Source organism: Halobacillus litoralis (assembly GCF_020171725.1).
Taxonomy (GTDB): domain Bacteria; phylum Bacillota; class Bacilli; order Bacillales; family Halobacillaceae; genus Halobacillus; species Halobacillus litoralis_F.
Genome location: NZ_JAIVAJ010000001.1, coordinates 578,655 through 597,088, shown reverse-complemented (window position 1 = coordinate 597,088; position 18,434 = coordinate 578,655). Strand labels below are relative to the sequence as shown.

Sequence of the window (18,434 nt, the reverse complement as noted above, 5' to 3'; positions counted from 1 at the left end):
AAGTCATAAGAATTGATATAAGATTAAGATCTTACCTTAAGGGGATGAATATATGAACGCAGGATTCTTAGGCATAGGTCACTATGCTCCCGAAAAAGTGCTGACAAACCACGATTTAGAGAGAATGGTCGACACGAGTGACGAGTGGATTCGGACGAGAACGGGAATCGAAGAGCGGAAAATCGCGTCAGATGATATGGATACGTCTGACATGGCATATGAAGCAGCGGTAAATGCTCTGAATGATGCGGATATGACAGCGGATGAGATTGATATGATCTTAGTAGCGACTGTCACACCAGATAAACCGTTCCCATCTGTAGCAACGATGCTTCAGCATCGTCTCGGAGCACGCAAAGTAGCAGCGATGGACCTTAGTGCAGCTTGTGCTGGTTTCATGTATGGCGTGATTACAGCTCAGCAGTATATCCAGAATGAGTCCTACAAGAACATACTTGTCGTAGGTGTAGAAAAGCTGTCTAAAATCACAGACTGGAACGACCGCAATACGTGCGTGTTGTTCGGAGATGGAGCCGGAGCGGCCGTCATCGGACCAGTAAGTGAAGGAAAAGGTATCCTGTCATCAGAACTGGGTGCAGACGGAAGCGGTGGACCGAACCTATATCAGAACCCTAACGATACACTCTTCATGAATGGACGGGAAGTCTTCAAGTTTGCTGTAAGGCAGATGCCTGAATCTTCCGTGAACGTCGTGAAGAAAATCGGGTTGAGTGAGCAGGATGTCGATTACCTTGTGCCTCACCAAGCCAACATTCGAATCATGGAAGCGGCCAGACAGCGTCTGGGTATTCCAGAAGAGAAAATGTCTACACAAGTGAAGCGTTATGGAAATACGTCATCTGCATCAATCCCGATTGCATTGTCTGAAGACGTAAAGGCAGGTAAAATAAAAGAAAATGACTTAGTCGTACTCGTTGGATTTGGTGGCGGACTTACTTGGGGAGCCGTTGCCCTCCGATGGGGAAAGTAATAAGGAGGAATGATTTATGGATAAACGCCGAGTAGTCATTACGGGCATGGGTGCTGTAACCCCTGTTGGTAATTCGGTTGAGGAAATGTGGGAAAGCATTAAAGGTGGAAAGTCTGGTGTTGGAGAAATCACGAAGGTCAACAAAGATGATTATCCTGTCAGCGTAGCAGCTGAGCTGAAAGACTTCGACCCATCAAAATATATTGATCGTAAAGAAGTAAGACGTATGGACCCGTTTGTCCAATATGCAATGGTTGCCTCACACATGGCTGTAGAGGATGCTGGTCTTGAAATTAATGAAGAGAATGCGGCAAGAACCGGCGTATGGATCGGTTCAGGTATCGGCGGAATGGGAACGTACGAAAGCCAATTCGAAACGTTCCAGCAAAAAGGGTACCGCCGCGTCAGTCCTTTCTTCATTCCGATGATGATTCCGGACATGGCAGCGGGACAGGTGTCGATTGCTCTGGGTGCGAAGGGAATCAACTCTTGTACGGTTACGGCGTGTGCATCAGGAGCGAACTCGATCGGTGATGCTTTCAAAGTCATCCAGCGAGGAGACGCTGACATTATGATCACAGGTGGAACAGAAGCGCCTATGAACAAGATGTCCTTTGCCGGCTTCGCTTCTGCTCGTGCTCTTTCCTTGAATGAGGACCCGAACACAGCGAGTCGTCCGTTTGATAAGAACCGTGACGGCTTTGTCATGGGAGAGGGTGCTGGAATCCTTATTCTTGAGACGCTTGAATCGGCTAAGAAGCGAGGGGCTAAGATTTATGGGGAACTGACAGGATATGGTTCAACAGGCGATGCGTATCATATCACATCTCCTGCCCCGGAAGGAGACGGAGCGCAGCGTGCGATGAGACAAGCTCTTGAAGATGCAGGGATTGAACCTTCTGCCGTGGATTACTTGAATGCACACGGTACATCTACAGAGCTTAACGATAAGTTCGAAACGCATGCAGCTAAGTCTGTATTTGAAGATCATGCCTCCAAACTGGCAATCTCTTCAACTAAATCCATGACGGGACACCTACTGGGTGCAGCTGGTGCAGTGGAAGCAGTCATTTCATTGAAAGCGATCAATGAAGGGATTCTACCTCCGACGATTAATTATGAAACACCTGATCCAGAGTGTGACCTTGACTATGTACCGAATGAAGCACGCAAGCAGGAAGTAAATACAGTCATGAGTAACTCATTAGGCTTCGGCGGTCATAACGCCACTTTGATCTTCCAAAAATATGAACAATAAGTAGAAAAGAACGAGCTCTTTCGTTATGAACGAGCTCGTTCTTTTTTCATGGTTAATTAAGAAACCCGCTGAGGTCGTCAGCGGGTAAACGTTTATTCTTCATCTTCTTTTTCGTCTTCAAAAAAGGCTTGTAATTCTTCCTTCGTTTTGGATTCGTCATGATTCAGAACGAGCCCGATCGGGTAGTCTTTTCTTTCGTTCCAAACATTATCCGATGTAGGTATTCTCATCGTGTCGATTGTTTCGACAGGGTTCAGAATGAGGTCTTTCCCGATCTGAAGAACTTTGCCTGTACCAAGATTGGTATCAAGATAAGGTTGAACCGTTCCGACTAAGCGTGGTGCCTTGAGAACGCCATTGAAAGAGAGAAGCTCGTCTTTCATAAGCTTAATGACTTTCTGTTGTCTCTCTACACGTCCGAAGTCTCCCTCAGCATCATGCCTGAACCTGGCATAGCCTAGCAATTCTTCACCATCCAGCATTTGAGCTCCTTCATCCAAGTCGATGTCAATGGTTCCAGCGCCATCCTGGTAGTTCATATCTTTCTCGACATCGACTTCAATTCCCTTAGGAGCAATCGTATCCACTGTTGCTGTAAAGCCTTCAAAATCTACAATCGAATAATATTCGATTTCCACTCCGAAATTCTCTGAGATCGTCTGCCTAAGAAGCTCAGGTCCGCCGAAATAGAAGGCGGCATTAATTTTGTTATAACCATATCCCGGTATGTCGGTATAAGTATCTCTCATGATAGAAGCAAGCTTTACTTTCTGGTTATTCGGGTCATATTGAGCGATCATGATAGTATCGGTGCGAGCACGCTCATCTCCACGTTGGTCCGACCCGAGTAGAAGCACATTGATTTTGTCATCCAAGTTATCAACGCCTTGGAAGTCTTCTTTATATTGTTCTTTTTCCTCTTCGATTGATGGGGCTTCTTCTGCCTGAGCCACACCAGGCGATTTACTACTAGCTTGGTTCTTTCCAGCTAAGTACTCATAGCTGCTGTAACCAAAAACCACAATAAGAAAGCACATGAAAAATGCGATTCTTACTTTTCTTTTTCGTCTGCGCCTACGCTTGTTGCGCAGCGAACGAGATTTAGACAACGGGATCATCCTTTCATAGATAGCATACCTGTTAATAAATGTACCTTTTCTATCCATTTTAGTAAAGGGGGCAAGAAGGTGTTTCCGTACGCATGATAGGAAAGATCAGGTCATAAGATAGAAAAAGGAGGACAGGCCGGAGGGGATGGGCATGTGGTATTGGTTGATTTTTTTAATGGGTTTTGGTTTTGCTGTAGCGGGAGGTACGGTGACGATCACGTATCTCAACCTCGTCCCAGCAGGACTCAGTTGGTTGGAATTCATTTTTCTATTGAGGACAAGGGTTGAGTGCTATTTGTTTCCGTTTGGTGTCATGCTGATCACATTAGCACTTATTCTTATGAAAGAATAGTGTAGTAAATAATGGATGCAAAGAATAAAAAAGCCAGCTTTGGTCATACTGTAACCTAAAGAGATCACTGAATGAAAGTGAGGGTTTGTTATGCTATATATGCATGATCTATGGGTGAACTGGTTTGAAGGAGAAGAGAATGGGTACAACGTTTGTCGCTTTCATGAATGGAGAAAAGAAGATGGGATTGAATTGATTGATCAGATTCCTTTACTGAAGGTACAGGAGGGGCTATTCAATCATATCGAAAATGACCTGCAGGATCTGCCGATTGCTTTACTACAAGACATTCAGCGGAAAACGTACATGAAGAAAAATCAGGAACGACACACCATTGAATATGCAGCTGTGATCACGAATGGCACGGACGTATTGGTTTTTGACACACTTGGTTATACATCTCCGGTTAAAAAGAGCCGCCTCATTCCACGTCAGGAACGACTGGCACTGGAGATGGTTCAAGGAAAAAGAGCTGCAAACTATATAATAGAAGAAAGTATTCAGAAAGAACACCACATCTTGTCGCTTGACCCAGAGAAAATGTCAGGCCTGACTAGGAGAGAACGTCAATTGAAACAGCTATTAATGATGGCGCTCGATCAACTGAAGCATTCCGATCATCCGGAAGAAATTCGGTATTGGCTGACAGAATGGGATCCTGTCCACTATCCATCCATCAAGGATCTGACGACAGAGGAAGCTTGGAACCGTTTATATGAAGAAACGTGCCATAGTTGGTCGAAGCTGCATGAAGAACTATGCGGTAAGATGGTAAAAGGGCAGCCATTCTTTGAGACGATTTGGCAGGGGGAGCATGAGAAAGTGACCCAGCATATGAAAAGCCAGAATTGAGATCTGAATCTCAATTCTGGCTTTTTGTTTGCGATCTGCAGAAGCGGAGAAGTTACTTTTTCTTCTTCGCTCGATCAAGGCCCATCGCTTTTTTTGCTTTTCTGAGCATTTTTTGAGCTTCAAAGGAGGCTTTATCGGCTCCTTCATCTAATACATCATCAAGTTCTTCAGACTGAATCAACTCATGGTAACGTTCCTGTATCGGTTTCAGAACAGATACAACGGATTCAGCTACAGCCTGTTTGAACTCACCGTACCCCTTATCCTTGAACTCGTTCTCAATATCTTCGATCGAACGGTTGGAACAAATGGAGAAAATCGTAAGCAGGTTGGAGACGCCTGGCTTGTTCTCTTTATCATACTTCACGATTCCTTCAGAGTCCGTTACAGCACTCTTGATTTTCTTCACGATTTTCTTCTCGTCATCCAGCATGGAAATGTATGCTTTTTGGTTCTCATCAGATTTACTCATCTTTTTAGTCGGTTCCTGTAAAGACATAATACGCGCACCGACTTTTGGAATACGGACTTCTGGAACAGTGAAGATATCATTGAACTTGTTATTGAATCGCTGGGCCAGGTTTCGTGTCAGCTCTAGATGTTGTTTTTGATCCTCACCAACAGGTACAATATCCGTCTTATATAGAAGGATATCAGCAGCCATTAAAGGAGGGTATGTCAGAAGACCTGATGAGACGCCTTCTTTTCCGCCGCTGGATTTATCTTTGAATTGGGTCATTCGCTCCAGCTCTCCGATATAACTTACGCACTGTAACATCCAGCCTAGCTGAGTGTGTGCAAGAACTTCCGATTGAATGAATAACGTCGACTTAGCCGGATCAATTCCGGCAGCTAAGTATAAGGCTGCAAGCGACTTCGTATTTTCTCTAAGCTTCAAACGTTCTTGTGGTACGGTAATCGCGTGTTCGTTGACGATGCAGAAGTAACAATTGTATTCATCCTGCATATCAACAAAGTGCTTCATGGCACCTAAGTAGTTTCCAAGCGTTAATGTACCGCTTGGTTGAATTCCTGAAAAGATTGTTTTCATCTTCATCACCTCATAAGTAGTTTCAGACACTGCGTTCAGTTGTGGCACATCCTATCTGGAGTCGCAGTGCCCGGTTCTAAATTTGCAGACAAAAAAATCATCCGCCTCCTCCAAAATGGAAGGGACGAATGATTCGCGGTGCCACCCTAATTACTTTCAATTACGAAAGTCAGCTCAATATCGTTAACGCCGATCTACGTCTTTATATAAAGAAGCTCAGAAGTCCCATTTCCCCTTATCGTTCTTAGCTGTTCACACCAACCACAGCCTCTCTGGTAAGAAAAATCGATAAAAGTACTTCCTCTTCATCTCCGCCTTTATTATTCGTATTTTGAAATTATACCGAAATCGGTCCAGAAACGCAACTTCCTATACATTATAATAAAGAGCGAGTAAACCGAGTAAACCGAGCATTAACATTCCACCGTTGAACATGAAGAAACGCATCCATCGGGACTCAATGGTTTGAGAAGGAAGGGGTTTCGTCTTCCAGTCATCCATATAATCCTTCTGTTTAGAAACACGGTTCGTAAATCGGCGGAAGCTATAAGTGATGGCGTCGAAGAACCCTCCGCGAACCACCCACAATAGAACCCCTACAAATAGATAGAAGTAAGCAATATAAAACAGGGAATTGATATAATGGAACAAGTCATAAACAGGTGCGATGACTGTGAAGAGTAATGTGACGATCAATACATTGATCAAGAGGATCGTCCATTTGTTTCTCATTATACTCAAGTGATCCACATCCTTTCCAAAAAATCTAACATCTATTATACCATGCCTTTCAACTTGTAGGAATTGTAAACGATATTAATAACAGAAAATTCAGCTTAGAAAGAATAATGTATGATTTATTCAATCGCTTTAACGTATAACCGCGATAAATAAGAATTATTGAAAAAACAGCTTCATTTTTTATGCAAAGCAGCTTATATTTAGTTAAAAATGGACAACAACATTGTAAAATAAACTAGGTAAAAAGTCACGTTTTGTGTCACGGAAACGTAATAATAATGGGCTTCGTCAATTTTTCGTTTAAAAAAAGTAATGCAAAATAGTTAGAAAACTTGTATAATTCGATATGTGGACAAAACACCACACCAAATTTTCAGAAATTTTTAGGGGAGGTCATTTTCAACATGAAAAAGACAAATTGGTTATTGCTAGTACTCGCACTAGTACTTAGCATGTTCCTAGCTGCATGTTCTGGCGGTGGAGACACTACAGAAGGTGAAGGCGGAGAAGGAACAGAAACAGAAGAGTCTGCAGAAGGATCTGAAGGCGAATCTACAGAAGGAGAAACTTCTGGAGATAGCGAACAAGTACTTAACATTATGGAAAGTGCAGAGATTCCAACTATGGATGTATCTCTTGCAACGGACGCTGTAGCGTTCCAATGGTTAGGTTCTACAATGGACGGACTTTATCGTCTTGGAGAGAACGCTGAACCACAACCAGGTATTGCAATGGACCACACAGTAAGTGAAGACGGCCTTACTTGGACATTCAACCTTCGTGAAGATGCTGTTTGGTCAAACGGTGACCCTGTAACAGCTAACGATTTCGTTTACGCTTGGCAGCGTGCTGTAAACCCTGATACGGGTTCTGAGTACGGTCCATATATGATGAACGGCGTTATTGCTAACGCTACTGAAGTATCTGCTGGAGACGTACCGGTTGAAGAGCTGGGTGTAACTGCAGTGGATGACTATACACTTGAAGTACAACTTGCTAAGCCGGTTCCATACTTTGAGTCCCTTACTACTTTCGGTACATTCCTACCGTTGCACCAAGGGTTTGTAGAAGAGCAGGGCGATCAGTATGCACTTGAAGCTGAATCCCTACTTTCTAACGGTCCTTTCGTTATGACAGAGTGGAACCAAGGTGAAGGCTGGACGCTTTCTAAAAACGAAGATTACTGGGATGCTGAGAACGTTCAACTTGAAGAGATCAATGTAAAAGTTGTTAAAGATACAGCAACTGGTGTAAACCTTTATGAAACTGATGAAGTTGACCGTGCAGGTCTTTCAGCAGAATTCGTAGACCAGTACCGTTCTTCTGAAGATTTCCGTATTGAAGAAGAGCCAGTATTGTTCTACATCAAGATGAACCAAGAAGGAAGCGAAATCCTTGGAAACGTAAATGCACGTAAAGCGATCCAAAGAGTTATTGACCGTCAGAGCATGACTGATGTAATCTTAAATAACGGATCTGTGCCAGGAGTTGGCGACATTCCAGCTAACTTTGTCTTCCACCCAGAGACTGGTGAAGACTTCCGTGAAATCAACGGAGACCTTGTTGAATTGAACGTAGAAGAAGCTCAAGAGCTTTGGACTACGGCTAAAGAAGAGCTTGGAATTGAAACAGCAGAACTTAACTACCTAGGCGGAGACACTGAAACGTCTAAGAAGATGGATGCTTACATCAAAGACCAGCTTGAGCAACTTGAAGGTCTTACTGTAAATGTTCAATCTGTACCGTTCCAAGAGCGTCTAGACCGTGACACAAACATGGACTATGAGCTTCAAAACTCTGGTTGGGGTCCTGACTACATCGACCCGAACACGTTCCTTAACATGTGGGTTACAGATGGCGGAAACAACAAGACTGGTTACTCTAGCGAAGAGTACGATTCTATGATCGAGCGTGCTAACAACGAGCTTGCACAAGAGCCAGTTGAGCGCTTCGAACTATTCCTAGAGGCTGAGAAACTGTTGATCCAAGAAGACGCAGTTCTTGCTCCACTATTCCAACGTGCATCTGCACAACTTTGGAAGCCATATGTTAAAGGTGTAATTGTTAACCCAATGGGTCCTGATTACAACTACAAGAACGCTTATATTGAGAAACAATAATTAGAATTCCTTTCTAATTTCATATGAGCTAGCTAATAAGGGAGAGAGTATATGTCCAAAAAGTTGGCGTATGCTCTCTTTTTCCCTGAGGACAAAGTTATCTAAGTTTAGACAAAATTCAGTCTATTCTTTAAGATATAAGTATTGTGCAATAATTCAGGAGGTGTTGAAATGACTCGTTATATTATTCAAAGGTTAGTATATATGATTATAACGATGTTCTTGATTGCTACCTTTACGTTCTTCTTGATGAAGTTATTACCAGGTACTCCCCTAAGTGCTGCAGATAAATTGTCAGAAGAACAACGTCAGGTAGTGTTGGAAAAGTATGGACTGGACGAGCCAGTACCTGTTCAGTATTTCAATTACATGGTGAACTTGACGCAGGGAGATCTAGGGATTTCCTTCCAGTTCGACAACCGTGAAGTGACAACCATCATTATGGAAAGAATCGGACCATCAATGACACTAGGTATCCAAGCCATGGTGATCGGAACCATTCTTGGTATGCTGTTAGGATTAGTCTCAGCGATTTATCACAATGGATTCTTAGACTACGGTTCGACATTCATTGCCGTTATCGGTAAGTCGATTCCATCCTTCGTATTTGCGGGGATGCTTCAGTATTTCGTTGGAGTAAAGTTAGGCTGGTTCCCAGTTGCCTTGTGGGAAGGCTGGGAGTACACGGTACTACCAACAGTCGCGTTGGCCATCTTCCCAATTGCAATTGCCGCCCGCTTTATGAGAACAGAGATGCTTGAAGTGATGGGGTCTGATTACATTACGACTGCAAAAGCAAAAGGTGTCAACAAATTCGGAGTTGTGTTCAAACACGGACTGCGTAACGCTTTGATTCCGCTTATTACAGTCCTTGGACCTCTTGCAATCGGATTGATGACGGGTACGCTCGTTATCGAAAACATTTTCGCCGTACCGGGAATTGGTGAACAGTTTGTTAAAGCGATTAACACAAATGATTTCCCTATTATCATGGGTACTACGTTACTAATCGCCTTCCTCTTCATATTCATCATACTGGTCATTGACCTGCTATACGGTGTCATTGATCCAAGAATTAGACTGGCAGAAGGAGAGTAGTAGCTATGGACAAGCATAATCCGTCAAAAGATTTGTTCGTGCCCGTTGACCGGGCCGGAGAAGATAGTGAGAAAATATCGAGGCCGAGTCTTTCCTTCTGGCAGGACTCGTTTATCCGCCTCCGTAAAAACGTAGGAGCGATGATTGGCCTATTCGTCCTGCTATTCATCGGTTTCATGGCCATATTTGGTCCGTATATGAACGAATATGACGAATTCGGACAAGATTTATCAAGAGCAAAAATGCCACCTAAAGTAGAAGGGCTGGGCTGGCTTGGAATGGATGGAACACTTACTTCCGTCCAAACTGCAGCTACCGTCGAGGAAGCCCAGGAAAAAGCGCTGATGCGTTTTAATAACCAGGAAGAATTTATTACCACTACCGTTCTTACTGAAGGTGGGAATGGGCAAGAAGCAGAAGTAGAAGCCGTATATGATGTGTATGGTGCGAAAAATCTAGAAGAAAACTTCTGGTTTGGTACGGACGGCCTTGGTCGTGACTTATGGACAAGAACATGGATGGGAACGCGTATTTCCCTTTATATTGCTTTACTTGCAGCTGCCATTGATATGGTGATCGGTGTTGCTTATGGCGGAATCTCTGCCTACTACGGCGGCCGTGTCGACAACATTATGCAGCGTATCATTGAAGTTCTAGTCGGTATTCCGAACTTGGTTGTCGTTATTTTGATGATCCTGATACTCGAACCAGGAATATTATCGATTACGATAGCCTTAACGATAACCGGTTGGATCAGTATGGCCAGGATTATACGTGGACAAGTACTCAAACTTAAAAACCAAGAATTCGTTCTTGCATCGAAAACATTGGGAGCACAGGATAATCGGGTCTTACGTAAACACCTTGTACCGAACGTACTTGGGTTAATCATTATTAACACGATGTTTACCATTCCGAGTGCGATCTTCTTTGAAGCCTTCTTGAGCTTTATTGGGTTAGGTCTGCCGACTCCAATTGCATCACTAGGTACACTGATCGATGATGGATTTATGTCGCTGCAGATTTATCCGCACATTTTATTGTTCCCTGCAATCATCATTTCACTAGTTATGATTGCCTTTAACATTTTAGCCGACGGTCTTCGAGATGCATTCGATCCGAAGATGCGTGAATAGGAGGTAGGTGTACAGATGGAAAAATTACTAGACGTAAAAAACTTGCATGTATCCTTTGACACCTACGGCGGTGAAGTAAAAGCTGTACGTGGGGTCAACTTTAACGTAAATAGAGGGGAGACCCTTGCTATTGTTGGTGAATCCGGTTCAGGAAAGTCTGTAACGACGAAAGCGTTGATGCAGTTAATTCCTATGCCGCCGGGGCGTATCAAAGAAGGAGAAATTCTTTTTGAAGGCCGCGATATTGCCAAAATGAACGAAAAGCAGATGCAGAAGATCCGTGGTAAGGAAATGGCTATGATTTTCCAGGATCCGATGACATCTCTTAACCCGACGATGAAAGTCGGAAACCAGATCATGGAAGGGCTCGTCAAGCACCAGAAAATGAACAAATCCCAAGCGCGTAAACGTGTTGTGGAATTGTTAGAGCTTGTAGGGATTCCTGATCCTGAAAACCGTATGAAGCAGTACCCACACCAGTTCTCTGGTGGGATGAGACAGCGTGTTGTCGTTGCGATTGCGCTTGCGTGTAATCCGAAGCTATTGATTGCCGATGAGCCGACAACAGCACTTGACGTAACGATTCAGGCACAGATTCTTGAATTGATGAAAGACATTCAGAAGAAAACAGATTCTGCGACGATCTTCATTACACACGACCTTGGTGTTGTCGCAAACGTTGCAGACCGAGTAGCTGTTATGTACGCAGGAAAAATTGTAGAGATCGGTACAGTGGATGACATTTTTTACAACCCGAAACACCCTTACACATGGGGGCTGTTAGGTTCAATGCCTTCCCTGGACAGCGATGACGCAGATCTCTATGCGATCCCAGGCTCCCCGCCGGATCTACTTGATCCACCAAAGGGAGACGCGTTCGCTGCGCGTAATGAATATGCTATGAAAATCGATTTAGAAGAAGAGCCGCCAATGTTCAAAGTATCGGACACTCACTATGCCGCAACGTGGCTTCTGCATGAGAATGCTCCGAAAGTTGAGCCGCCAGAAATGGTGAAAGCGCGTATGAAAGGTATGGCGACGAATACTTCTTCTAGCAGTTCGGAAGGTGAGCAGGTATGAGTCAAGAAAAACTGGTCGAAATCAAAAACTTGAAGCAGCACTTCCAAACAGGACGCCACAGCGTAGTGAAGGCTGTCGACGGATTAAACTTTGATATTTATAAAGGCGAAACGTTCGGTCTTGTAGGAGAGTCCGGTTGTGGTAAATCTACAACTGGACGTACCATCATCCGTCTGTACGATGCGACAGATGGTGAAGTCATTTTCAATGGAGAGAATGTTCACGGTAAAAAAGACCGCTCAGAGCTCAAAAAGTTTAACCGTGAAATGCAGATGATCTTCCAGGATCCTTATGCATCTCTTAACCCGCGTATGAAGGTTGAAGATATCATTGCTGAAGGAATGGATATTCACGGCCTTGCCAAAAATGACAAGGAACGTAAAGCGAAAGTTCAAGAGCTACTTGAAACGGTAGGCTTGAATAAAGAGCATGCGAACCGTTATCCACACGAATTCAGTGGTGGACAACGTCAGCGTATCGGGATTGCCAGAGCGCTTGCTGTAGATCCAAGCTTCGTCATAGCCGATGAGCCGATATCCGCTTTGGATGTTTCCATCCAGGCACAGGTTGTTAACCTGTTGAAAAAACTTCAGGAAGAAAAAGGGCTGACGTATTTATTCATCGCCCACGACTTGTCGATGGTAAAATATATCAGTGACCGTATCGGGGTTATGTACTTTGGTAAAATGGTTGAGTTGGCGCCGGCTGACGACCTATATAACCACCCAATTCACCCGTACACTCAATCACTGTTGTCAGCCATCCCGTTACCGGATCCTGACTATGAGCGTTCTCGTGAGCGTTTCTCATACGATCCTAATAATCACGACACAAGTGAAGAGCCGGAATTCCGCGAAGTCCGTCCTGGACACTTCGTGCTTTGTACGACAAAAGAATTCGAACAATATAAAAGAGAACACGGTGCGGTTGAACAATAACCGTCCATTGAAGAAGGTCCTTGCTGCATGGTTAGCAAGGACCTTCTCTTTTGTGAATCTAGGTCATTGGTAACAAAATCCTTTGTTTCACAAAAATTTCTTCTGCAATACTGTTATCTACCTGTAACCTTATATATAATGGAAGAAACAATTTTTTTATGGGAGAAGGTTGAATTATGGGGAAAAAACAACTTTTGATTAAAGTCATCATGGGCATTCTCCTGCTTACCAGCGTTTTACCGGTCATGACGGTCAGCGCAGAGGATGGGGAAGGGTCAAAGAAAGGATTGCACCTTGCATCTAAGCAATTAGCACTGAAAGCGTTGGAGCTGCCAGATCCAGCTGCACGATTCGTTTACGATTCTGGACTGGATTTCACGTATCCTGACGCAGTGCGGGGGATTTATGTAACAGGTCCATCAGCTGGTGGACAGAAGATGGCAGAGCTGACGAATCTGGTCGAAACGACGGATTTAAATGCGATGGTCATTGACGTGAAGGAAGACCACGGGAACTTAAGCTTCCAACCGGAAGAAGGATCTCCTTACGAGGACATTGGAATGAACTACATAGATGATCCTAGAAAAATGCTTGAGGAACTTGAGGCGAAAGGGATTTATCCGATTGCCAGAGTTGTCGTATTCAAAGATTCTCTACTTGCTGAGAAACGCCCTGACCTTTCATACACTCAAAATGGAGAAGTGTGGGTCAATGGACGTGGAGAAGCTTTTGTGAACCCATTTATGAAGGAAGTATGGGAGTATAACCTTGAGATTGCCAAAATGGCAGCAGAAGCTGGATTTGAAGAGATTCAATTCGACTATGTCCGCTTCCCTGAAGGATTTGGAAGTCGTGATGACATTCTATCCTATAGTCAAGGCGAATACGCTAATGTAGAGATGGATCCCGTACAAAAACGGGTGAAAGCTGTAACAGACTTTGTCGAGTATGCTAAAAACGAGCTGGACTCCTACGGGGTGGATGTTTCTGTCGATATCTTCGGATACTCAGCAACGATTCCGGAAGCTCCAAACATCGGTCAGAACTTCTCGAAAATCTCGAGCAACGTAGATGTCATTTCGAGCATGATTTATCCAAGCCACTGGGGACCTTATTTCGGAATAACGAAGCCGGATACAGAGCCTTATAAGCTTGTGAGTGAGTATGCGAAGGTAGAGAATGAAGTGCTGGCTAAGCTTGAGAACAGCCCGACATCCCGTCCATGGATTCAAGACTTCGAGGCTCCTTGGCTTTATTCGGGTCCAACGAAGCAATATGGAAAAGCGGAAGTCGAAGCACAAATCAAAGCGCTTAATGAAAATGGAATCGATGAATACCTCATTTGGAATGCGATCAACAGCTACACTCCAAACGTGGATTATACACCTATGAACTAAAAAGGAGGCAGCTGAAAAATTCAGCTGCCTTTGATTATTTCCAGAGAGTTTGGGGAAGGTAAGAAATGGTGTACAGTTGATTGATTTAACAACAAATGAATATTTAGGTATAATAAAGGTACTAAACGAAAAGGGAGTAGATCAATGAACTGGTTTGAGAAGTTAAATGAATATTTTCCTGTAGAAGAAATGAAATCCAGAGAACATATGGAAGCTCTTCTGAAAGAAAAGAGCGATCTTTATTATAAAGATGAAGGCGAATACCATGTATTGATGTATGCGGAGTTTGACTCTTTTCTTTTTATCGATTATGTATACGTTTCCACTAAAGCGCGCGGTCAAGGCCTTGGCCACAAGCTTATTGAAAAGATGAAAGCAAAACAGAAGCCGATCATTCTGGAAGTCGAGCCTGTTGATTATGAGGACACTGATTCTGAGAAGCGTCTTCGCTTTTATCAGAGGGAAGGCTTCAAGCATGCTCAGTCCATCGGTTATTCAAGAAGGTCTTTAGCGACGAATGAGATGAATACGATGGAGATTCTCTATTGGTCGCCAGAGGATGATACGGAAGAAGAAATTTATGAAAAAATGAAGCAGATGTACACTGAAATTCATACGTACAAGGATGAGGAATTTTACGGAAAGTCTTATCAGCCTGTAGATGAAGTACTGACCATCGATGAAGACCGGGATTCAGAGGATATTCTGGATGAACTGGATAAGTCTAAAAACTCCTGATCTCCGTACAAACAAGAAACCTTCATTATCTCCAAAAAATGTGTAAAAACATGTTTACCCCACCTGCTTGCCGGGTAGAAGTGATATACATGCAATAATTATCACTTTGTATAAGAATCCATAAGAAAATGTAGAAAACACTTGACAAATATGTTATAGTTAGAAGTGTTAGATTATATTGATTACAAAGTAAGAAGTGATAAAAGCTTTACCATAATCTATTTGAGGAGTGAAGTTTCTTTATGGTCACACTTTATACCTCACCAAGTTGTACATCATGCCGAAAAGCAAAAGCTTGGTTGGAAGAACATAATATTTCTTACACAGAGCGAAATATTTTTTCCGAACCACTTACGTTAGATGAAATTAAGGAAATCCTTCGTATGACTGAGGATGGAACAGAAGAGATTATTTCGACTCGTTCCAAGGTGTTCCAGAAGTTGAAGGTTGATTTTGATCAACTTCCAATGAAAGACTTATTTGATTTGATTCAAGAAAACCCTGGTTTGCTGCGACGTCCAATCATTATTGATGATAAGCGTCTTCAAGTAGGTTACAATGAAGATGAGATCCGTCGTTTCTTACCAAGAAGCGTTCGTACGTTCCAATTGAAAGAAGCACAACGCTTAGTTAACTAATAAAGAAGCTGGGGCACATCATTGATGTGCTCCAGCTTTTTTAAATCATCATGCTGTTTTCGATTTGTTCCGCACATACCCTGAGAGGACAACTGCTAGGACAAATGCAACGGGAATCCACGTTTCAAGAAGGGGATAGGGGTGAATCCATTCGATGATTGATTGGTCCTCTATAATCATTTCGGATGAAGTATAAGCGAGCAGTCCAGCCCCGAAGTAAATAAAGAAGGGGAACTTGTCCATCAGCTTTAAAATGAATTTACTTCCCCACACAATGATCGGTACCGAAATTAATAAGCCCATCACCACTAACAGAATATTGTCGTGTGAAGCCCCTGCGATGGCCAGTACGTTGTCGAACCCCATCACAATATCTGCGAACACAATGGTCTTAACAGCAGACCACAAATGAGTGCCAGCGTGAATGTCCTTCTCTTCTTCCTGATCCATCAACAATTTCATGGCAATATGAAGTAAAAAGAGACCTCCGATTAATTGAAGGAACGGAATTTGGAGAAGATAAAGAGCGACCGTCGTCAGTAAGACACGAGCACCAATGGCGAGCCCGGTCCCGAGGAGGATGGCCTTATTCCTTTGATGATCAGGGAGGTTTCTGCTGGCGAGAGCGATGACAACGGCGTTATCACCGCCAAGTATAATGTCGATGCCGATAATGATTAAGATGGGTTCTAGCATGTCCCAATTCATAAAAAAATCCTCCCACTATGTAGTGACAAACCGATTGATTTAAGCTAAAATGAACACTCAACTATACCTATATGACGGGTGTCTTCTATTCGTATTCATTCAAGAATGGTTATATGCTGATTTAAAGCAATTTGTTTTCCATTTACGGTTCAGTATCATACAATAGAAGTACGTCAACCCTGAGTGACACATTCATACGGTTGAGGCATTAACCTGACGGGTAAGGTTAATAAAGCACAACAAAGGGTGAGCAATCCCTTCCCCCTTAAAACTTGTTATGAAGGGAGAGAAACATATGGAGATTGAACGCATAAATGAGAATACAGTTAAATTTTACGTTTCTTACAGCGATGTAGAACAACGAGGTTTTGATAGAGAAGAAATCTGGTACAATCGTGAAAGAAGTGAGCAGTTGTTCTGGGAAATGATGGATGAAGTCAACGATCAGGAAAATTTCCAGGCTGACGGCCCTTTATGGATACAGGTTCAGGCAATGGACAAAGGCTTAGAGGTCATCGTAACGAAAGCACAAGTGTCTCAAGACGGTCAAAAGCTTGAACTACCGAACGATGACGGAGATGCCATTGATGTACCTGTAGACGAAAAGCTCGAATCCTTACTCGAGGACAAATTCAATGCTTCCGAATCAAAGGAAGACGAGGATCAGGATCGTAATCAGGAAGATGAGGATACACCTCAGGAGCCGTTGAGCTTCACAATGAAATTCAATGACTTTGAAGATGTGATTCAACTCAGCCATTACGTAACAGATCTTGATTCATCAGAGCAGCGTCTATTCCACTTCGAAGACAATTACTATTTATATATTCAGTTCAACGACGAAGATATGAGTGATGATGATCAAGAGAATTTATTCAGTCAGTTTATGGAATACGGTCACGAGTCGCCCGTCACCATTTACCGCCTGGATGAATACGGAAAAGCCATCTTTTCCGAACAAGCTCTATCTCAGCTGAAATCATATTTCCCCGCTGAATAAGAAAGCACACAAATTGTGTGCTTTTTTTTGTTCTCTAAACAAAAAAAGGAAATAAAGGGGAGGTGTCGAAGTAAGTTATTTGAGGTGATGCGATGTTTTATGCTCAAAATGAAAGCGGAGAATTACAAGCGCTGTTCTCGAAAAATAAGGAAGAATTGGAACAGTGCAGAACTTCAGCGTATTTCTGTCCAATATGCGAAGAGAAAGTCCATATTCGTTTCGGACCAAAGGTGACGCCCCATTTCGCTCATGCATCAAACAGCTTATGTGCAGGGATGGAATCGGAGCAGCACGAAAAGGGAAAGTGGTACTTGTATAATTGGTTAAGAAGCCAAGGTTATCAAGCAGAGCTTGAGCATTTTATTCCTATCGTAAATCAGAGACCGGATGTCTTTCTAGAAGTCCAACACAGGAAGATCGCCATTGAATTTCAATGCGCCAGGATTTCTGAACGAGACATTGTCAAAAGAACATTAACTTATCAGCAAAAAGGGATTACGCCCTTTTGGGTGATTGGATCGAACCACCTGAAGAGAAAAGGGAATACCCTTGCTGTAAATTCTTTCTTGAAATCCTTCCTTTACTATTTCCACGGTCAATATCTTCTTTATTTTTTGAACGTCCACAACAGAAACCTTCATATCGCTCACGACTTACGCAGTGTCACCGATCAAAAGTGGTTGTCGACTGTCGCAACAAAACCCCTCGACCATTTCTCATTACCCCAACTTTTCAGTAAAAAGAACACACCATTCCGGTATGTCGAAAACCCCTTCTGGGAAAAACTACTGTATAGTCTTAGAACACGCTACCAGCAGTGGGTCGGCTCTGAAGAAGCGCAGTTCAGGCAGTACTTGTATCTGAACAATCTACACTTCAGTCTGATCCCCTCCATTGCATACCTTCCTCTTTCGGGACAAATTACATTAAAGACGAAACCTTTTATTTGGCAGACGAGATTTTTAATGAAATACTTTCTATATGTTCCCGTAGGGGGACATGTACAGCCGAGCCCTCTCGAAGGTCAAAGAACAGTAAACGGGCATCATCCCGATTTATCTCTGGAGTACTTATGTATGCTTGAGGAGTTGGGTTATGTGAAGCAATCGGGAGATGAGTGGATTAAGACGAAGGATGTTACGTTTTATAAGACTGTTGAAGATGCTTTACGAGGAGATAAGAAATTAATTCAAACCCTGAAGAATTTACATAGAATTTAAGTAAGAG

The 18,434-nt window shown here is 43.1% G+C and carries 18 protein-coding genes and 1 other annotated feature; of the genes, 14 read left to right on the top strand and 4 right to left on the bottom strand.

Annotated elements, in window-relative coordinates:
- Positions 1-52 precede the first annotated feature (52 nt).
- Positions 53-991 (top strand): beta-ketoacyl-ACP synthase III, encoded by a 939-nt coding sequence (locus LCM20_RS03200; RefSeq protein ID WP_225193978.1) that lies wholly within the window; start codon positions 53-55, stop codon positions 989-991.
- Between the two features lie 16 nt (positions 992-1,007).
- On the top strand, positions 1,008-2,249 hold the full coding sequence (fabF, locus tag LCM20_RS03195) for a beta-ketoacyl-ACP synthase II (RefSeq protein ID WP_225193977.1): 1,242 nt from the start codon (positions 1,008-1,010) through the stop codon (positions 2,247-2,249).
- 92 nt (positions 2,250-2,341) lie between these two features.
- Here the strand turns inward: fabF and LCM20_RS03190 are convergent, their stop codons facing one another.
- The gene (locus tag LCM20_RS03190) at positions 2,342-3,271 is read right to left on the bottom strand and encodes an LCP family protein (RefSeq protein WP_225193976.1); all 930 of its coding nucleotides are present in this window, start codon (positions 3,269-3,271) and stop codon (positions 2,342-2,344) included.
- A 262-nt stretch (positions 3,272-3,533) separates the two neighbouring features.
- Between LCM20_RS03190 and LCM20_RS03185 the strand changes: the two genes are divergently transcribed.
- Complete coding sequence (locus tag LCM20_RS03185) at positions 3,534-3,710, top strand: hypothetical protein (protein ID WP_225193975.1); 177 nt, start codon at positions 3,534-3,536, stop codon at positions 3,708-3,710.
- Between the two features lie 90 nt (positions 3,711-3,800).
- Positions 3,801-4,562: a DUF3603 family protein gene (locus LCM20_RS03180; RefSeq protein WP_225193974.1), complete on the top strand. Its 762-nt coding sequence runs from the start codon at positions 3,801-3,803 to the stop codon at positions 4,560-4,562.
- 52 nt (positions 4,563-4,614) lie between these two features.
- Here the strand turns inward: LCM20_RS03180 and trpS are convergent, their stop codons facing one another.
- Complete coding sequence (gene trpS / locus LCM20_RS03175) at positions 4,615-5,613, bottom strand: tryptophan--tRNA ligase (RefSeq protein WP_225193973.1); 999 nt, start codon at positions 5,611-5,613, stop codon at positions 4,615-4,617.
- 117 nt (positions 5,614-5,730) lie between these two features.
- Positions 5,731-5,934 (bottom strand) — a binding site (T-box leader).
- A gap of 48 nt (positions 5,935-5,982) precedes the next feature.
- Positions 5,983-6,345, bottom strand: coding sequence for a DUF3899 domain-containing protein (locus tag LCM20_RS03170; RefSeq protein ID WP_225193972.1), 363 nt, complete (start codon positions 6,343-6,345; stop codon positions 5,983-5,985).
- 413 nt (positions 6,346-6,758) lie between these two features.
- Between LCM20_RS03170 and LCM20_RS03165 the strand changes: the two genes are divergently transcribed.
- The 8 genes from LCM20_RS03165 (at position 6,759) to spxA (ending at position 15,499) form a co-directional block, all read left to right on the top strand.
- A complete protein-coding gene (locus LCM20_RS03165; RefSeq protein WP_225193971.1) occupies positions 6,759-8,474 on the top strand; it encodes a peptide ABC transporter substrate-binding protein in 1,716 nt (571 codons plus the stop codon).
- A gap of 171 nt (positions 8,475-8,645) precedes the next feature.
- Positions 8,646-9,572, top strand: a complete 927-nt coding sequence (opp3b, locus tag LCM20_RS03160) for an oligopeptide ABC transporter permease (RefSeq protein WP_225193970.1) — start codon at positions 8,646-8,648, stop codon at positions 9,570-9,572.
- Positions 9,573-9,577: 5 nt separating this feature from the next.
- Positions 9,578-10,708 carry an oligopeptide ABC transporter permease gene (gene opp3C / locus LCM20_RS03155; RefSeq protein WP_225193969.1) on the top strand — a complete coding sequence of 377 codons (1,131 nt, stop codon included), beginning with the start codon at positions 9,578-9,580 and terminating at the stop codon, positions 10,706-10,708.
- A 15-nt stretch (positions 10,709-10,723) separates the two neighbouring features.
- Positions 10,724-11,788 (top strand): ABC transporter ATP-binding protein, encoded by a 1,065-nt coding sequence (locus LCM20_RS03150; protein WP_225193968.1) that lies wholly within the window; start codon positions 10,724-10,726, stop codon positions 11,786-11,788.
- Positions 11,785-12,726: an ABC transporter ATP-binding protein gene (locus LCM20_RS03145; RefSeq protein WP_225193967.1), complete on the top strand. Its 942-nt coding sequence runs from the start codon at positions 11,785-11,787 to the stop codon at positions 12,724-12,726. Before LCM20_RS03150 ends, LCM20_RS03145 begins: the two co-directional genes overlap by 4 nt.
- Positions 12,727-12,902: 176 nt before the next feature.
- Positions 12,903-14,123: a putative glycoside hydrolase gene (locus LCM20_RS03140; protein WP_225193966.1), complete on the top strand. Its 1,221-nt coding sequence runs from the start codon at positions 12,903-12,905 to the stop codon at positions 14,121-14,123.
- Between the two features lie 144 nt (positions 14,124-14,267).
- Positions 14,268-14,861, top strand: coding sequence for a GNAT family N-acetyltransferase (locus tag LCM20_RS03135; protein ID WP_225193965.1), 594 nt, complete (start codon positions 14,268-14,270; stop codon positions 14,859-14,861).
- Between the two features lie 242 nt (positions 14,862-15,103).
- Positions 15,104-15,499: a transcriptional regulator SpxA gene (spxA, locus tag LCM20_RS03130; RefSeq protein WP_181471480.1), complete on the top strand. Its 396-nt coding sequence runs from the start codon at positions 15,104-15,106 to the stop codon at positions 15,497-15,499.
- A gap of 48 nt (positions 15,500-15,547) precedes the next feature.
- Here the strand turns inward: spxA and LCM20_RS03125 are convergent, their stop codons facing one another.
- Complete coding sequence (locus tag LCM20_RS03125) at positions 15,548-16,207, bottom strand: TerC family protein (RefSeq protein WP_225193964.1); 660 nt, start codon at positions 16,205-16,207, stop codon at positions 15,548-15,550.
- Positions 16,208-16,502: 295 nt separating this feature from the next.
- Here LCM20_RS03125 and mecA point away from each other — a divergent pair, with 295 nt between their 5' ends.
- Positions 16,503-17,207, top strand: coding sequence for an adaptor protein MecA (gene mecA / locus LCM20_RS03120; RefSeq protein ID WP_225193963.1), 705 nt, complete (start codon positions 16,503-16,505; stop codon positions 17,205-17,207).
- Positions 17,208-17,299: 92 nt separating this feature from the next.
- Positions 17,300-18,427 carry a competence protein CoiA gene (locus LCM20_RS03115; RefSeq protein ID WP_225193962.1) on the top strand — a complete coding sequence of 376 codons (1,128 nt, stop codon included), beginning with the start codon at positions 17,300-17,302 and terminating at the stop codon, positions 18,425-18,427.
- The last annotated feature ends 7 nt before the right edge of the window (positions 18,428-18,434 follow it).

Excerpts from the sequence above, each read along its gene's own strand:
- LCM20_RS03170 (WP_225193972.1), bottom strand. The coding sequence starts at position 6,345 with ATGAGAAACAAATGGACGATCCTCTTGATCAATGTATTGATCGTCACA.
- LCM20_RS03115 (WP_225193962.1), top strand. The coding sequence starts at position 17,300 with ATGTTTTATGCTCAAAATGAAAGCGGAGAATTACAAGCGCTGTTCTCG.
- LCM20_RS03125 (WP_225193964.1), bottom strand. The coding sequence starts at position 16,207 with ATGAATTGGGACATGCTAGAACCCATCTTAATCATTATCGGCATCGAC.
- LCM20_RS03200 (WP_225193978.1), top strand. The coding sequence starts at position 53 with ATGAACGCAGGATTCTTAGGCATAGGTCACTATGCTCCCGAAAAAGTG.
- LCM20_RS03135 (WP_225193965.1), top strand. The coding sequence starts at position 14,268 with ATGAACTGGTTTGAGAAGTTAAATGAATATTTTCCTGTAGAAGAAATG.
- trpS (WP_225193973.1), bottom strand. The coding sequence starts at position 5,613 with ATGAAAACAATCTTTTCAGGAATTCAACCAAGCGGTACATTAACGCTT.
- LCM20_RS03140 (WP_225193966.1), top strand. The coding sequence starts at position 12,903 with ATGGGGAAAAAACAACTTTTGATTAAAGTCATCATGGGCATTCTCCTG.
- LCM20_RS03150 (WP_225193968.1), top strand. The coding sequence starts at position 10,724 with ATGGAAAAATTACTAGACGTAAAAAACTTGCATGTATCCTTTGACACC.
- LCM20_RS03180 (WP_225193974.1), top strand. The coding sequence starts at position 3,801 with ATGCTATATATGCATGATCTATGGGTGAACTGGTTTGAAGGAGAAGAG.
- spxA (WP_181471480.1), top strand. The coding sequence starts at position 15,104 with ATGGTCACACTTTATACCTCACCAAGTTGTACATCATGCCGAAAAGCA.
- mecA (WP_225193963.1), top strand. The coding sequence starts at position 16,503 with ATGGAGATTGAACGCATAAATGAGAATACAGTTAAATTTTACGTTTCT.
- fabF (WP_225193977.1), top strand. The coding sequence starts at position 1,008 with ATGGATAAACGCCGAGTAGTCATTACGGGCATGGGTGCTGTAACCCCT.
- opp3b (WP_225193970.1), top strand. The coding sequence starts at position 8,646 with ATGACTCGTTATATTATTCAAAGGTTAGTATATATGATTATAACGATG.
- LCM20_RS03185 (WP_225193975.1), top strand. The coding sequence starts at position 3,534 with ATGGGTTTTGGTTTTGCTGTAGCGGGAGGTACGGTGACGATCACGTAT.
- LCM20_RS03165 (WP_225193971.1), top strand. The coding sequence starts at position 6,759 with ATGAAAAAGACAAATTGGTTATTGCTAGTACTCGCACTAGTACTTAGC.
- opp3C (WP_225193969.1), top strand. The coding sequence starts at position 9,578 with ATGGACAAGCATAATCCGTCAAAAGATTTGTTCGTGCCCGTTGACCGG.
- LCM20_RS03145 (WP_225193967.1), top strand. The coding sequence starts at position 11,785 with ATGAGTCAAGAAAAACTGGTCGAAATCAAAAACTTGAAGCAGCACTTC.